Origin of the sequence: Pararhodobacter sp. SW119, from assembly GCF_017811755.1 — a bacterium.
Classification (GTDB): domain Bacteria; phylum Pseudomonadota; class Alphaproteobacteria; order Rhodobacterales; family Rhodobacteraceae; genus Pararhodobacter.
Genome location: NZ_JADDJF010000032.1, coordinates 1 through 15,580, shown reverse-complemented (window position 1 = coordinate 15,580; position 15,580 = coordinate 1). Strand labels below are relative to the sequence as shown.

16 protein-coding genes and 1 pseudogene are annotated in these 15,580 nt (G+C 61.9%); 16 read left to right on the top strand and 1 reads right to left on the bottom strand.

Going from position 1 to position 15,580, the window contains the following annotated elements:
* Nucleotides 1-32: 32 nt before the first annotated feature.
* Nucleotides 33-569 carry a gamma-glutamylcyclotransferase gene (locus tag IM708_RS15185; protein WP_348524981.1) on the bottom strand — a complete coding sequence of 179 codons (537 nt, stop codon included), beginning with the start codon at nt 567-569 and terminating at the stop codon, nt 33-35.
* 79 nt (nt 570-648) lie between these two features.
* Between IM708_RS15185 and IM708_RS15180 the strand changes: the two genes are divergently transcribed.
* The 16 genes and pseudogenes from IM708_RS15180 to IM708_RS15105 all read left to right on the top strand — a co-directional run.
* Nucleotides 649-1,617, top strand: coding sequence for a DUF2125 domain-containing protein (locus IM708_RS15180; RefSeq protein WP_209427429.1), 969 nt, complete (start codon nt 649-651; stop codon nt 1,615-1,617).
* A 92-nt stretch (nt 1,618-1,709) separates the two neighbouring features.
* Nucleotides 1,710-3,995 carry a bifunctional salicylyl-CoA 5-hydroxylase/oxidoreductase gene (locus tag IM708_RS15175; RefSeq protein ID WP_209427428.1) on the top strand — a complete coding sequence of 762 codons (2,286 nt, stop codon included), beginning with the start codon at nt 1,710-1,712 and terminating at the stop codon, nt 3,993-3,995.
* The gene (locus IM708_RS15170) at nt 3,992-4,726 is read left to right on the top strand and encodes an SDR family NAD(P)-dependent oxidoreductase (protein WP_209427427.1); all 735 of its coding nucleotides are present in this window, start codon (nt 3,992-3,994) and stop codon (nt 4,724-4,726) included. The genes IM708_RS15175 and IM708_RS15170 overlap by 4 nt, the downstream gene beginning before the upstream one ends.
* Complete coding sequence (locus IM708_RS15165; protein ID WP_209427426.1) at nt 4,726-5,190, top strand: MarR family transcriptional regulator; 465 nt, start codon at nt 4,726-4,728, stop codon at nt 5,188-5,190. The genes IM708_RS15170 and IM708_RS15165 overlap by 1 nt, the downstream gene beginning before the upstream one ends.
* Nucleotides 5,187-5,999 (top strand): enoyl-CoA hydratase family protein, encoded by an 813-nt coding sequence (locus IM708_RS15160; RefSeq protein ID WP_209427425.1) that lies wholly within the window; start codon nt 5,187-5,189, stop codon nt 5,997-5,999. The genes IM708_RS15165 and IM708_RS15160 overlap by 4 nt, the downstream gene beginning before the upstream one ends.
* A gap of 100 nt (nt 6,000-6,099) precedes the next feature.
* Entirely contained in the window at nt 6,100-7,242 is a 1,143-nt protein-coding gene (locus IM708_RS15155) for an acyl-CoA dehydrogenase family protein (protein WP_209427424.1), read from the top strand.
* Nucleotides 7,242-7,655, top strand: a complete 414-nt coding sequence (locus IM708_RS15150) for a thioesterase family protein (RefSeq protein ID WP_209427423.1) — start codon at nt 7,242-7,244, stop codon at nt 7,653-7,655. Before IM708_RS15155 ends, IM708_RS15150 begins: the two co-directional genes overlap by 1 nt.
* Nucleotides 7,652-8,050 (top strand): RidA family protein, encoded by a 399-nt coding sequence (locus tag IM708_RS15145; RefSeq protein WP_209427422.1) that lies wholly within the window; start codon nt 7,652-7,654, stop codon nt 8,048-8,050. Before IM708_RS15150 ends, IM708_RS15145 begins: the two co-directional genes overlap by 4 nt.
* A 22-nt stretch (nt 8,051-8,072) precedes the next feature.
* Nucleotides 8,073-9,692, top strand: a complete 1,620-nt coding sequence (locus tag IM708_RS15140) for an AMP-binding protein (RefSeq protein WP_209427421.1) — start codon at nt 8,073-8,075, stop codon at nt 9,690-9,692.
* 352 nt (nt 9,693-10,044) lie between these two features.
* Entirely contained in the window at nt 10,045-11,247 is a 1,203-nt protein-coding gene (locus tag IM708_RS15135) for a site-specific integrase (RefSeq protein ID WP_209427420.1), read from the top strand.
* 133 nt (nt 11,248-11,380) lie between these two features.
* The gene (locus IM708_RS15130; RefSeq protein WP_209427419.1) at nt 11,381-11,662 is read left to right on the top strand and encodes a helix-turn-helix domain-containing protein; all 282 of its coding nucleotides are present in this window, start codon (nt 11,381-11,383) and stop codon (nt 11,660-11,662) included.
* A gap of 321 nt (nt 11,663-11,983) precedes the next feature.
* Nucleotides 11,984-12,646, top strand: coding sequence for a recombinase family protein (locus IM708_RS15125; protein WP_209427418.1), 663 nt, complete (start codon nt 11,984-11,986; stop codon nt 12,644-12,646).
* Between the two features lie 62 nt (nt 12,647-12,708).
* Nucleotides 12,709-14,013, top strand: a complete 1,305-nt coding sequence (locus tag IM708_RS15120; RefSeq protein WP_209427417.1) for a hypothetical protein — start codon at nt 12,709-12,711, stop codon at nt 14,011-14,013.
* A 210-nt stretch (nt 14,014-14,223) separates the two neighbouring features.
* Nucleotides 14,224-14,901: a hypothetical protein gene (locus IM708_RS15115; protein ID WP_209427416.1), complete on the top strand. Its 678-nt coding sequence runs from the start codon at nt 14,224-14,226 to the stop codon at nt 14,899-14,901.
* A 67-nt stretch (nt 14,902-14,968) separates the two neighbouring features.
* Nucleotides 14,969-15,148, top strand: a complete 180-nt coding sequence (locus tag IM708_RS15110) for a hypothetical protein (RefSeq protein ID WP_209427415.1) — start codon at nt 14,969-14,971, stop codon at nt 15,146-15,148.
* A 250-nt stretch (nt 15,149-15,398) separates the two neighbouring features.
* A pseudogene (locus IM708_RS15105) lies at nt 15,399-15,580 on the top strand (site-specific DNA-methyltransferase); the annotation flags it as partial.

Sequence of the window (15,580 nt, the reverse complement as noted above, 5' to 3'; positions counted from 1 at the left end):
TATTGAGAACAAGGCCGCTTGCCAACCGGTAACTATGGCTGCGTCAACGCGCGCACCCGGCTGGAAAGCCATTCAAGGTCCGGATCGGCAAGGCCAAGTTCGGCCAGATGCGCGGCTGTCTGATAGAGATAGTCGCGATTCGCGCCGCGTCCGCCCTCGGCCCGGGCGATGATCGCGGCCTGTTCGTCCAGGGGCAGGCCGCCGCAATACTGCCAGTGCGCGCGGTCGATCACGTAGACCAGCGCCTCGATCTGCGTGTCATCGTCCAGCGTGAGGGTCCCGACCGTTTCCAGATAGGCGGCCGAGATAAGTTCGCGCGCACGCAGGTATTCCAGCGTTTCCTCGGCGATCTCGGGGGCCAGCTCGAAGGCGATGCCATGGCAGACCGCGTCCGGCGCGGCATCAAGCGCCAGAACCAGGCCCGGCGCCTCGGGCGTGCCGCGGTGGTGGATCGAGCGCATGCAGAAGGATCGATGATACCCGTCAAGCCGCGCAAGCCGGCGCGACGTCCAGGCAAAGCCGGGATCCCACAGAAGCGATCCGTAACCGAAAACCCAGAAAGGCTCCACGCGTACCTCCATTGCGGCACTGGTCGGCGCCGCCGCTGGGATGTAAACACCAAGGGCGTTGGGAACGAAAGAGGGGCGAATGCTGCGCATTCTGGCAATCCTGGCCGTGGTGGTGGCGTCCACGTGGGGCGCCTACTGGTTCGTCGGTGCGCGCGCGCTGGACCGGGCCGTTGCGCAGTCGCTGGTCGAAAGCCCGAATTTCGTGGCCGATGCGCACAGCGTCCGCGGGTTTCCGAACCGTTTCGACCTGACGATCGACGCGCCGCAACTGACGGGGGGCGACGCCCGCTGGCAGGCGCCTTTCGTCCAGGTCTTCGCGCTCAGCTACAAGCCGCATCACCTGATCGTGGTCTTTCCGAACGATCAGCAGTTCACCATCGCCGGGCATACCGCGTCCCTGCATACAGAAGACGCGCGCGCAAGCCTGGTCATGACCCCAGGGCTGTCCCTGCCGCTGGAACGAATGGCGCTGGTGGCGACCGAGCCGCGCTTGCAGACCGATGGCGCGACGCACACCGCGGATGCGCTGCGCATCGCCAGCCGGTCGCAGGACGCGCGCCTGCATGAGGTGGTGGCTGAACTTGAGACGGTCTTTCCCGACCCGGCCTGGATGGACGACTTCGATCCGGAGGGGAACTGGCCGCGCCGCTTTGACGCGCTGCGGCTGGAAGGTCGCACGCAGTTCGATCGCCCGCTGGACCGCACCACGCTGGAAGGCCCCCTGCCCCGTCCGGTCGCGGTTGCCCTGACCGGGGCGCGGGTACGCTTTGATGGGGTCGATCTTGACGCCACCGGCGAGGTCGAGCCCGATGCAAACGGCAGGCTGTCCGGACCCCTGACCCTGCGCGTGACCGGCTGGCCCGCGCTTCTGCAGCGACTGGCCGAGGCGGGTCTCATCGATGCGAATCAGGCCGGGGTCCTGCGGCCGATGCTGGCCGGCATGGCCGCCGCCGACTCGCCAGACCTGATCGAACTTTCGCTGACCCTGCGCGAAGGCACCCTGTCCCTTGGCCCCTTGAGCCTTATCCAGTTGCCGCCGCTTTTCTGAAAGCGCATCAGCGTTCCCGCGCGCCCATCATTTCAAGATTGAAATATAGGCGCGAAGCTGCCAATCTGCGGGCAGCGCTAAGGGAGTCGCTCATGAAGATCCTCTGTCTCGGCGGCGGGCCAGCCGGCCTTTACTTCGCCATCTCGATGAAGCTGCGCGACCCGTCGCACGAGGTGACGGTGATGGAACGCAACCGCGCCAACGACACTTTCGGCTGGGGCGTGGTGCTGTCGGACGACGCGCTGTCGAAGATGCAGGTGAACGACCCGAAGTCGACCGAGGCGATCCGCGACCACTTTGCCTATTGGGACGATATCGCCGTGGTCCACGACGGTGTGCGCACGGTGTCCGGCGGGCATGGCTTTGCCGGGATCGGGCGCAAGCAGATGCTGATCCTGCTGCAAGAGCGCGCGCGCGAACTGGGCGTTGACCTGCGCTTCGAGACCGAGTTCGACAGCGCCGAAAGCTATCGCAAGGACTACGACGTCGTCGTCGCCACGGACGGGATCAACTCCCGCATCCGACAGGAATACGAGCACGTCTTCAAACCCGATGTCGACATCCGCCGCTGCAAGTTCGTATGGCTGGGAACGCATCAGAAATTCGACGACGCCTTCACCTTCATCTTCGAGAAGACCGAACACGGCTGGGTCTGGGCGCATGTCTACCAGTTCGACGACACCACCGCGACCTTCATCGTCGAATGCCTGCCCGAGACCTGGGACCGCTGGGGTTTCGAGCACATGACGAAGGAAGAGACGGTCGAGACCTGCCGCAAGATATTCGAGGGGCATCTGGACGGCCATGAACTGATGTCGAACGCCGCGCATCTGCGCGGCTCGGCCGTGTGGATGCAGTTTCCCCGCATCGTCTGCGAACGGTGGTACCACGAGAACGTCGTGCTGATGGGCGACGCGGCGGCGACCTCGCATTTCTCGATCGGCTCGGGGTCGCGGCTGGCCTTCGATTCGGCCATCGCGCTGGCCGAATACCTGCACAGCGAACCCACCCTTGAACGCGCCTTCGAGCGGTATCAGGACGAGCGCCGGCTAGAGGTGCTGCGCACCCAGTCCGCCGCGCGCAACAGCCTCGAATGGTTCGAGGAGGTGGAGCGCTACCTCGACATGCCGCCCCCGCAATTCGCCTATTCGCTGCTGACCCGATCCCAGCGGATCAGCCACGAGAACCTGCGCCTGCGCGACCCCGACTGGCTGCGCGCGGCCGAGGACTGGTTTCAGGAACAGGCCGGCGGCACGCTGGGCCGTGCGCCGATGTTCGCCCCCTTCAAGCTGCGCGACATGGACCTGATCAACCGCGTCGTCGTCTCGCCCATGGCGCAATACCGGGCCGTCGATGGCAACCCGACCGACTGGCACCTCGTGCATCTGGGCGAGCGCGCCAAGGGCGGCGCCGGGCTGATCTATACCGAGATGACCTGCGTCTCGCCCGAGGGTCGCATCACCCCCGGCTGCCCGGGCCTCTACGCGCCCGAACACGAGGCGGCCTGGCGCCGGATCGTCGATTTTGTCCATGCCGAAAGCCAGGCGAAGATCTGCATGCAGATCGGCCACTCGGGCCGCAAGGGCTCCACCCAGCTGGGATGGGAGGAAATGGACGCCCCCCTGAGTGAGGGCAACTGGGAGGTGATGAGCGCCAGCCCCCTGCCCTGGTCGCCGCAGAACACCGTCCCGCGCGAGATGACGCGCGCCGACATGGACCGGGTCACGGCGGAATTCGTGGCCTCGACCAAGATGGCGGCGCGCGCGGGCTTCGACATGGTCGAGTTGCACGCCGCCCACGGCTACCTGATCTCCAGCTTCATCAGCCCCGTGTCGAACATCCGCAGCGACGACTACGGCGGCAACCTGGAGAACCGCCTGCGCTACCCGCTGGAGGTTTTCCGGGCGATGCGCGACGCCTGGCCCGCGGAAAAGCCGTTCTCGGTCCGCATCTCGGCCAATGACTGGGTCGGTGAGGACGGCGTGACGCCGGAGGAGGCCGTGCAGATCGCGAAAGCGTTCCACGATGCCGGCGCCGACATCATTGACGTCAGCGCCGGGCAGACCTCGACCGAGGCCCAACCCGTCTACGGCCGCATGTTCCAGACGCCCTTCTCCGATCGGATCCGCAACGAGACGGGAATCAAGACGATGGCCGTGGGCAACATCTACGAGTTCGATCACGTCAACTCGATCCTGATGGCCGGGCGTGCCGACCTGGTCTGCCTGGCGCGCCCGCATCTGTCGAACCCCTACTGGACGCTGCATTCGGCCGTCGCCCTGGGCGACTCGGCGACCGACTGGCCGCTTCCCTACCTCGCCGGGCGCGACCAGATGCGCCGCCTGGCCGAGCGGGAGCAGGAAGTGCTGCGGGCATGACCGGGCTGGCGGGCAAACGGGTCCTGGTGACCGGCGGTGGCTCGGGCATCGGCCGCGCGGTGGCGCGCGGCTTCGCTGCCGAGGGGTGTCACGTGACCATTGCCGGGCGGCGGCGCGAACCCCTGCAGGAAACCGATGGCGGACGCGGGATGGACTGCCGCCTGGTCGACATCACCCAGGAGGCGCAGGTAGCCACGCTCTTCGACGCGCCCTATGACGTGGTCGTGGCTAATGCCGGCGGCGGCGCCGCCGGAAAGCTGCGATCAATCACGCTCGAGCAGTGGAACCAGACGCTGTCGGCAAACCTGACCGGCACGTTCCTGACCTTCCGCGCGGCGCTCGAGGGGATGGGCGATGGCGGACGGCTGATCGCCATGGCCTCGACCGCCAGCCTGAAGGGTGGGCCGACCATCGCCGCCTATGCCGCGGCCAAGCATGGCGTACTGGGTCTGGTGCGGTCGGTCGCGCTGGAGGTGGCGAAACGCGGCATCACCTGCAATGCGATCTGCCCGGGCTTCGTCGATACGCCGCTCGGTCAGGCCGCGGTCGACGCGGTGCAGAAGCGGTTCGATCTGAGCCGAGAAGCAGCGGTGGCGCAGGTGGTTACGGACAACCCGATGGGCCGGATGATCGATGTCGAGGAAATCGCCGCAGCAGCACTTTTCCTCGCGTCGCCAGCGGCTTCGATGGTCAATGGTCACGCCCTATCGGTATCGGGTGGAGAGGTGTGATGCCCGATCCCATCCTCGCAACGCCGCTGTCGAAACGCCGCCTTCGGCTGTGGCTTCGGCTGCTGCGGGTCATCCGCACGGTCGAGGCCGACCTGCGCGACTACCTGCGCCGCGAACATGAAACAACCTTGCCCCGATTCGACGTGATGGCCGCGTTGCATCGGCGGGCCGACACGATGACCATGTCGGAACTCTCGCGGCTGCTGCTGGTGTCGAACGGTAACGCGACCGCGGTCGTCGACCGGCTGGAAAAGGACGGTCTGGTGCGCCGGTCGCCCGCGCCGAACGACCGCCGCACCGTGCATGTCGCGCTGACACCCAAGGGCACCACCAGCTTCGAGACGATGGCGCAGGGGCACGAGGAGCGCCTGGATGCGCTCTTCGGCGATCTCGACTCCCAGGATCTGGACACGCTGCGCGACGTGCTGCGCCGCACCCTGCCGAGCGATAAGGAGCGAACATGACCGAATTGCCCAATCTGGCGCCGCAACATTTCGAATGGACCGTGGCCGAGCGCATCGCCACGATCCGCCTTGCCCGGCCGGAGCGGAAGAACCCGCTGACCTTTGACAGCTATGCCGAGTTGCGCGACACCTTCCGCGCGCTGCCCTATGCGCGGGACGTGGACGTCGTGATCCTTGCGTCGAACGGGGGCAACTTTTGCTCGGGCGGCGACGTGCACGAGATCATCGGACCGCTGGTCGGCATGGAGATGCCGGAACTGCTAGCCTTCACCCGGATGACGGGCGATCTGGTCAAGGCGATCCTGGGCTGCGGAAAACCCGTGATCGCCTCGGTCGACGGCATCTGCGTGGGCGCCGGCGCGATCCTGGCCATGGCCGCTGACCTGCGCCTGGCCACGCCCGAGGCGAAGACCGCGTTCCTCTTCACCCGCGTCGGGCTGGCCGGCTGCGACATGGGCGCCTGCGCGATGCTGCCCCGAATCATCGGTCAGGGGCGGGCGGCGGAACTGCTCTATACCGGCCGGTCGATGAGCGCGGACGAGGGTCTGGCCTGGGGGTTCTGGAATGCGCTTCATGGCGCCGGCGAACTTGAAGGGGCGGCAACGGATCTGGCGCAGCGGATCGCGGCGGGGCCGAACTTCGCCCATATGATGACCAAGACGCAACTGAATCACGAGTGGTCGATGGGGCTGGAACAGGCGATTGAGGCCGAGGCGCAGGCCCAGGCCATCTGCATGCAGACGCAGGATTTCGCCCGTGCCTATCGGGCCTTCGCGGCAAAGGAGAAACCGGTCTTCGAGGGGAATTGACAAGCGGCATGCGGGGGGCTGCTCGCCCCCCGCAACCCCCCGCGCCAGGAGGGGCGCCCGCGCCCCTCCTGGACCTCCCCGGACCCAAATGGGAGACAACATGGCTGATCGCAGCTATCTCGACTGGCCTTTTTTCGAGAACCGGCACCGCGACTGGGCACAGGCGCTGGACGCTTGGTGCGCGGCCAACCTTCCGGTCGATCATTCGGACGTGGATGGCGCCTGTCGTCAACTGGTCGCCGATCTGGGCCGGGACGGCTGGCTCGACCCCACCGGCACTGACCAGGGCACCGCGTTCGACCTGCGGACGCTGTGCCTGAGCCGCGAAACGCTGGCGCGCCATGACGGGCTGGCCGATTTCGCCTTCGCCATGCAGGGGCTGGGCATGGGCACGGTGAGCCTGTTTGGCAGCGACGACCAACGCGCGTGGCTGGCCAAGACCCGCGCGGGCGCGGCGATCTCGGCCTTCGCGCTGACCGAGCCGGGCTCGGGCTCGGATGTCGCCAATTCGACGCTGACGGCGACCAAGGTGCCCGGCGGCTGGCGGCTGAACGGCGAGAAGACCTATATCTCGAACGGCGGCATCGCCGATGTCTACACCCTGTTCGCCCGCACTGGAGAAGCACCGGGCGCGCGAGGGCTCTCCGCGTTCCTGATGCCGGCCACGGTCGAGGGGTTCGAGATCCTCGAGCGGATCGAGGTGGTCGCCCCGCATCCGCTAGCGCATTTCCGGCTGAACGACGTCTTTCTGCCCGATGACGCCCTGATCGGCACCGCTGGGGCGGGGTTCAAGCAGGCGATGGCGGTGCTCGATGTCTTCCGCTCCTCGGTGGGCGCCGCGGCCTTGGGCTTTGCCCGCCGCGCGCTCGACGAGGCATTGGCGCGGGTGAAGAACCGCCAGCTTTTCGGCGCACCGCTCGGCGATCTGCAGATGGTGCAGGGCCATCTGTCCGACATGGCGCTGGGGATCGACGCCTCGGCGCTGCTGGTCTACCGCGCCGCCTGGACCCGCGACATGGGCGCCGCGCGCATCACCCGCGAGGCCGCGATGGCCAAGCTGCACGCCACCGAGACCGCGCAGCAGGTCATCGACACCGCCGTGCAGTTGTTCGGCGGCGACGGGGTGCGCAAGGGCTTCATTGTCGAAAGCCTCTATCGCGAAATCCGCGCGCTGCGCATCTACGAGGGCGCCTCGGACGTGCAGCGGGTGGTCATCGCCCGCCAGCTTCTGGGGGCGAACTGATGTATTCGCGCGACATCCGCATCGAATTCAACCATTGCGACCCCGCCGGCATCGTCTTCTTCGCGCGCTATTTCGAGATCCTGAACAGCCAGGTCGAAAACTTCTTCCGCGACGTGCTCGACTACCCGTGGGAAAAGCTGATGTTCGCAGACCGCCAGGGCGTGCCCACCGTGCGTTTCGAGATTGAATTTCGCAATCCCTCGAAGCTTGGGGATCTGCTGCGCTTCGACCTTTCCGTAGAAACGCTGGGGCGCAGCTCGCTCGATCTGACTCACGCCGCAACGGGACCGGACGCGACCACCCGCCTCAGCGCGCGCCAGCGGCTGGTCTGGGTCGCCCGCGACGGGCGCAGCATGCCCTGGCCCGACTATCTGCGCGCCGAGCTCGCCGCCCATCTGGAGGAACAGCCATGATCCACGACGTCCTGCACCCGTCCCATTGGAAAGCGACGCCCGGCTATGCCAACGGCATTGCCGCGCGCGGACGCCTGCTGTTTCTGGGCGGGCTGATCGGGTGGAACGCCGACCAGGAATTCGAAACCGACGACTTTCTGGCGCAGGTCGACCAGACGCTCGCCAACATCGTGGCCGTGCTGGCCGAGGGCGGCGCCGGTCCCGAGCATCTGGTGCGGCTGACCTGGTACGTCGTCGACAAGCAGGAATACCTTGCCAGCCTGCCCCAACTCGGCCGCGTCTACCGCAAGCATCTGGGCCGCAACTTTCCGGCGATGGCGCTGGTTCAGGTGGCGGGCCTGGTCGAGGATCGCGCCCGCGTCGAGATCGAAGCCACCGCCGTCGTCCCTGACTGATACCCGCAAGGAGAGTACGCCCATGCCGGGACAAAGCGCCCATGTCGACAGCTTCGCGCGCGACAACCTGCCCCCGAAAAACCTGTGGCCCGAGTTGCATCTCGATGGTTTCGACTATCCGGACCGGCTGAACGCCGCGGTCGAACTGACCGATCGCATGGTCGAGCAGGGCTACGGCGATCACGTCGCGCTGATCGGCAACGGCCGGTCGCGCACCTACAAGGAACTCGCCGACTGGACCAGCCGCCTTGCCCATGCGCTCGTCGAGGATTTCGGCGTCAAGCCCGGCAACCGCGTCCTGATCCGGTCGGCCAACAACCCGGCGATGGTTGCCTGCTGGCTGGCCGCCACCAAGGCGGGCGCAGTGGTCGTCAACACCATGCCGATGCTGCGCGCGGGCGAGTTGACTGCGATCGTCGACAAGGCACGGATCAGCCATGCACTCTGCGATACGCGGATCATGGATGAACTCGCGACCTGCGCCAAGACCTCGGGCTTTCTGAAGACCGTGGTCGGTTTCGACGGCACTGCCAATCACGACGCCGAACTCGACCGCATCGCGCTGTCGAAACCCGTGCGCGTCGATGCCGTGGCGACCGGACAGGACGATGTGGCGCTGCTGGGCTTCACCTCGGGCACGACCGGCAAGCCCAAGGCCACGATGCACTTTCACCGCGACATCCTGATCATCGCCGACGGCTACGCGAGAGAGGTGCTGAACGTCACGCCCGAGGATGTCTTCGTCGGCTCACCGCCGCTGGCCTTTACCTTCGGGCTGGGCGGGCTCGCGGTCTTTCCGTTGCGCTTCGGGGCGACGGCGGTCCTGCTGGAAAACGCCTCGCCCCCGAACATGATCGAGATCATCGAAAAGCACCGGGCCACCGTCTGCTTCACCGCCCCCACCGCCTATCGCGTGATGCTCAAGGCGATGGACGAAGGCGCGGACCTGTCCAGCCTGCGCGCGGCGGTCTCCGCCGGCGAGACGCTGCCCGCGCCGGTCTATGAGGAATGGATGGAAAAGACCGGCAAGCCGATGCTGGACGGGATCGGCGCGACCGAGATGCTGCATATCTTCATTACCAACCGCTTCGGCGATTCGAAGCCCGCCTGCACCGGTCGGCCGGTGACTGGCTACACTGCGCGCATCGTGGCCGAGGACATGTCGGAACTGCCCCCGGGCGAGATCGGCCGCCTGGCCGTGCGTGGCCCCACCGGCTGCCGGTATCTCGACGACGCCGACCGCCAGAAGGACTATGTCCGCGACGGCTGGAACCTGACCGGCGACAGCTTCTGGCGCGACAAGGCCGGCTATTTCCATTTCGCCGCGCGCTCGGACGACATGATTCTGTCGTCCGGCTACAACATCGCCGGGCCCGAGGTCGAGGCGGCCCTTCTGGCCCATGAAGACGTCCTCGAATGCGCGGTGATCGGCGCGGCGGACGTCTCGCGCGGGCAGATCGTCGAAGCACATGTGGTGCTGGTCGAGGGCGCGACTGCGAACGAGGCCACCATCAAGCGCCTCCAGAACCATGTTAAAGCCATGATCGCCCCCTACAAATATCCGCGCCGGGTGATCTTCACTGATGTCCTGCCGAAAACCGCCACAGGCAAGATCCAGCGCTTCCGCTTGCGCGAAGACTAGGCAGCGCCCTTGTCGAACAGGGTAGAAGCTTGCGTCAGGATGGAGCGCCCGCACCCAACAGCCAGGGGTGGAATAATGACAATTCGAGTGCCAACGCAGAGGCGCGCGCGATCCCGCTACCTCGGCTTTCCCCCGAGAAAGAAAAACCCCGATCTGGCGGGGCGTTTCTCGTCCAAGTCCTTGGCTATTCTGGTGGAGCCAAGGGCCATTCATCCAGCATCCAGCCCGGTAGCAAGCGGTCGCAATACCTATTATATTCCAACACGTTGCGTAAACCTATGCCAGCACCGAGTTGCATCCAATCCGACCCCATCCTAACATGCCCGGTGGGAAAAACGGTGGGAAAAAAAAGATGGGTGGACTGACGGCGTTAAAGGTCCGCACTCTCACAGAGCCGGGGATGTACTGCGATGGGCAGGGCCTCTACCTGTGCGTGGGCAAGGGTAGCGCGAAGTCATGGATTCTCCGAACAACCGTGTTCGGACGCAGGCGAGAGATTGGCCTCGGGTCTGCACATCTCGTTTCGCTTGCTGAAGCACGTGACGAGGCACGTCGCTTGCGCAAGGTAGCGCGCGGCGGCGGCGACCCCTTGGCCCATCGCAACAGGGAAGCCATCACCTTCGAGCAGGCCGCAGAACGTGTGTTTGAGGCAAACAGGGCGACTTGGAAGAACAAGAAACACACAGATACGTGGCTGTCTTCGATCCAGAGTTACGCCGTACGACACCTGAAAGAGCGACCACTCGACCAGATTTCCACCAGAGACGTTCTGAACGTCCTTGAGCCGATATGGATAGAGAAGCACGAAACAGCGCGAAGACTGAAGCAGCGCCTTTCCACTATCTTTGATTGGGCGAAAGGAGCCGGGTACTACCCGCATGAGAACCCGGTGAACGGCGTTACAAAAGCCCTGCCAGTCGTCAAGCGTCGGGCAAAACACATGCGTGCGATGAGTTGGCGTGAATTACCCAGCTTTATCGCAAAACTGAAAACCCGAAGCGGCGTATCAGCGAATACATTACTCTTTGTCATCCTTACCGCAACGCGCTCAGGTGAGGCCCGAGGGGCACGGTGGTCAGAGTTCGACATGGGCAAGAGGATCTGGACGATCCCGGCAGAGCGAATGAAGGCGGGTAAGGCTCACAGAGTGCCTCTGACAGATCAGATGATTGCGATCTTGAACCGGCAGCGCGGTCTTGATCCTGAGTTTGTCTTTCCCAGCAATCAACGCGGGAAAGATGGCCGCGCCAGAGTACAATCTGATATGGTGTTCACTTCGCTATACAAGCGCATGGGCGAGAGCGGCTTCACTACGCACGGTTTCCGCAGCACGTTCCGAGATTGGTGCAGCGAGGCCACGTCTGTATCGAGCGAAGTAGCAGAGATTGCGTTGGCGCATTTCGCAGGAAATCAGGTCGAACGCGCATATGCCCGCTCTGACCTATTCGAAAAGAGAATCAACCTTATGCGGCAATGGTCAGATTATGCGATGGGCGCAAGTTCGCCCGTGACTAGGAAACTAAAGAGACCTGTGAAGGTAACGCAGGTTAAGTAGCCGACAATTAACGTCAACCTTTTTTATTCAGGCGCCATGTTTCAGCGATTAGCGGTAAGAATCAACGTTCTTTTCGCGGCGACCATTTCCGACTAATATAAAGCTCCTGATACCAATATGGAGTCAATGCGTCATGACCGAAAAACTTTATACCGTGGAAGATCTGTGCGACCTTTTGACTTGCTCAAAGTCAACAATCTGGAGATGGGTTGCTGAGGGAAGCTTTCCCAAGCCGATCAAGATCGGCGGCATTACCAGATGGGAGCCAAACGCAGTGAGAGAAAGGCTCTCCGCCGCACCCGATTCGGGTCAACCTGATCTGGGGAAGCGGCGGCGTGCCAATCGCGGCGTGCACCCCACCCCCCGCAGGAAAATTTCACGAAGGTCCAAACTAAGACCCACCCTATCTCTATAGTTGGAAAAAATTCCAGCTTGGTTTGTATACACCCTCTGCGAGAATTGTAAATGCGCGCGCACGTAGGTTGTATGCCTAAACTGCATCAGTCGAAGCTGGCTAAGTTCCTCTTGGATCGCCCAAAAAGTCGTGTCACGACTGCAATCTTGCTTGAAGCCGTACGCAGACAGCGCGCTAGAACCGGTTATAAGCGCGCCATCGGACAAGAGGAGATTAATTGATACCCGTTGAAACGAATTGGCGTTCCGGACTTTACAATGAAACTGCCTCTGACCAGGTGTTCACAGGTAAACGAGCGTTTATCTGTGCAGGAGCTATACTATGCCTACTCGCTACATCGCCTACTACCGGGTTTCCGCCCAGCGCCAAGGGCAGAGCGGACTCGGGCTTGAGGCCCAGCGCGCCAGCACCACCGCGTTCCTAGTGTCGGGAGAACACGAGTTACTTGCCGAGTTTACCGAGGTCGAGAGCGGAAAGCGCGGCACGCGCCCGGAGCTTGCCAAAGCAATTGAGGCATGTCGCGCATTGGGCGCTACACTTCTCATTGCCAAGCTGGACCGGCTTGCCCGCAACGTCCACTTCATTTCCGGCCTGCTTGAAAGCGGTGTGCGTTTCACGGCTATCGACATGCCAAACGCTGACCGGTTCATGCTGCATGTGTATGCCGCGATGGCGGAAGAAGAAGGGCGGCGGATCAGCGAACGGACCAAGGCTGCACTCGCAGCGGCCAAGGCGCGCGGCGTCCGACTTGGGGCGAATGGCGCCAAACTTGCACGGGAACGCAAGAACACAGCCGAAACCTTTGCACGGGAAGTAGGTCCTAACATCATCCATCTGCGCGAACGCGAAGGTTTGAGCTACAGTGACGTAGCGGATCGCCTTAACCAATCCGGCATGCTGTCATTCGGAGGCAAACGGTGGCATTCCACGTCAGTCTATCGCACCGCGTCGCGTTTTCGCTCAATTCAGCGGACCTCCTTATAAACAATGAAGAGGTGAACAACACAATCATAGATTGAGACGAATAAATGACGCGTAGCAGATTCATGCCCCAGCTTGATATAAGCCCAGAGTTTCCTATTGGCAGGGCATGTATAGATCGAGCCGAAATTAGGATCGACGGATTTTCACTTCGGGGCGTCAACGCGCTCGAAGCATTTCATACATTCATCCATGAAGCAGGATTGCCGACCGGCGATCCAGAACTGCGCCTTTTTCATTCTACTTCTCTGAGCCGCCTTAGACACCCTTTCCGAGTTGGCACTTCAACTGGGAAGAAAGACGGGTACAATGGGAATCCGGTGTTCAGCGGAAAGCTTGAGGGACGTAGCGATAATTCAAGTATTCTACGGTTTTCGTTTGATGGCAAAATGAATGTCACCCGTGCAATTCAAGCGCAGCGCCTCATTGGGAGGGTTGGTACGGCGCGCCCGCGACGTTGCAAGGATTTTTCACTTCTACTCTCAAGATCGGCGAAGAAATGGAGTGATGAGCATGCGCTTACCAAAGAGGATAATCTACTGGTCGGCCCTGATTTGCGCTTTTCATATGCCATGTCGCGCGCCCCATCGGCGCATTTTGTCGAGTTGCTCCGAAATGTCGAGCGTGCAATTGCGGGGCCATTAAATGAAGCATCGGAGCGGTACAATGCACAGGCTGAGGTATCGCTCGGTTACATTTTGAAAGGGTTGGAGGTCTATTGGGAGTTCAGCACACCGTACCCTGTTTCGACTGTTGATCTACTTGCGCCGAAGCTTCAAGGGGCAGTCAATCGAAGCCGAACGACAGCGCGTGCGGTCAGGCTGATGGAGACAGGTAGATTGCAGCAAAGCCGGTCAATCCAAATCGACTTGGGCCGCAATTTGCTGTTGCGGGTCTACGCGAAGACAAACAAACGGGTCCGATTTGAGGTTTCATGGGGCCGAGACGCCATAGCACGTGAGGTGGGGCGGCGCAGTGCTCTGGACGCAGAAAGATTGATCGAAACGGTTGATCGTCTGGTGGTGGGTTCATCCCAACGGCTAACTGAACTGTTCCGCGAAATATCGCCGCCCGTCTACGGCACCGTCGATGCCGCGACTTTCGATGATCTGCTTCGGGCTGTGGGCAGGGCGCACCCCGACCCAGTGATCTGCGCAATGGTTCTGGAGGGCCTGCGTCATCATGATCGCGTCGTGTCCGAGGGCTGTCAGCCGCTCTTGGAAGCAGTGCGGCGCTTGAAGCGACAAGGTGTCTTGCGGGTCATTCGCCCTTATCAAGGTTGGTACGGCCTGACTCTACGGTATGCTGACGCGTTGGAAAGTTTGCGTATTTCGGATAATGGGAAGTCGTGGAAGTTTCGCAATGAGTAGCTTTAGTTCTTCGTTCACCAGATCACCCTATGATTACGCAACGGCCAAGCGGTGCTAGCGCATCCGTTGCCCGGCGAAGCGCCGGCTCGTCAACGAGGTCCGCTGAGTTGCTTGGTTGCCCTACGATCCAAGAAGCATGAACGGAAAAGGAAGGTCGTCCCACTCTCCAGCGCGTGACTTCATGAAAATAGAAACTGAAGGTCCTTAATAATGTTCAACCGAAAAACTGATGAAAAAGCTTTGAATGCGTTACCTTTACCGCGAAGCCATCTATGCGCAGCCTTACTACTGTTTGTCACCCCCATAGATACTGCACTGGCATCAGAGCTCCAGGTTGACTTGCTTTGCAAAGGGGTTAGCAATCCTGTAAAGTATAGCCGTATCTCGACACGCCAAGGCGTCATGTCGATAAATGCTGCTTACATGACAACTGCTCGGCACCGTGATTTGGACTTCGTTCACCTGAAACTCGAACAACGATCAAGAGAGTACGAGTACGAAACAACTGATCGCTATATATATGCGGTTGGGCGGGGCGATGTAATGAGGTTCTTTAGAACGCCGTTACAAATCTCCAGAGACAGTCTGGCAGAGGCGCTGTCTGCAACTATTACCCGTCTTGTCGAATCTGAAGATAGGTCTAGAAACCCAATTATTTTTGCGCGTGCGGAAGGCGTTATTCTGGATCGGAGTCAACTAGGATTCTATGAGCTATCGTCATTCCTCGGCTATGGAAGCCCTCGAAGAGATTCCGATGAAGAAAGCCTGTGCGAAGTGGTAAGCGCTTCGTACGCTGAACAATTTATGGAAGAACATATAGAAACACTCATGGAGCTAGAAAGGTTCGACCTATCTGAGCAGCAGGAAAAGCATGCTCCGAAATTCTAATTTTTTTTACGACGCGTATTCTCGAAATTTGTCTAGAGCGATCCGTTGATTCTGTGTCGGAAAAGAAATGGAAGCAAACTTCGAGGAGTACCGTATGTGCTGCCGGGACACGCCACCGAAAAGATCAGACCTTCGAATTATCCTCGAAGGCATTCTAGCCATCCCAGCTCTGATCTTCTTCGGCGGCGTTTTTCTAATCGTGCTGGTGTTTGGCGGCAAGCTGCTGTGGCTCTTGTTGACGTTGTGAGCAAATACCTCACGCACAAGATCCAGCCGGAACACAAGCTGATTATCCCTTAGGCCCTTTGCCGCCCACTAGTCCCGCGCCCGCAACCTAGCCCTACGAGGGCAACGCGGGCCGAGCGGCCCGTGTGCCTGCCAAGTCACGGTTACAAGGCGTCAGCGAGGCGCTCATGAAGCGGTCGTGGCAGTTCCCGGTTGCGGGGGGGGCGGGGTGATCTGTTCTATGGGGGAAAACAGGTTGCGGGGGGCGTGCGGTGACGGAACTGGTGTTCAAGGGCAAGGAATTCGTCTGGAACCATCACCTTGCGGTGCCGTTCCGGCCCTTGGTCATGCAGCCTGAGAAGGGGATTGGCGAACCGCGCCTTGACGGCAACCTGATCGTGCAGGGCGACAACCTGCACGCGCTCAAGGCGCTGTTGCCGATGTATGCGGGCAA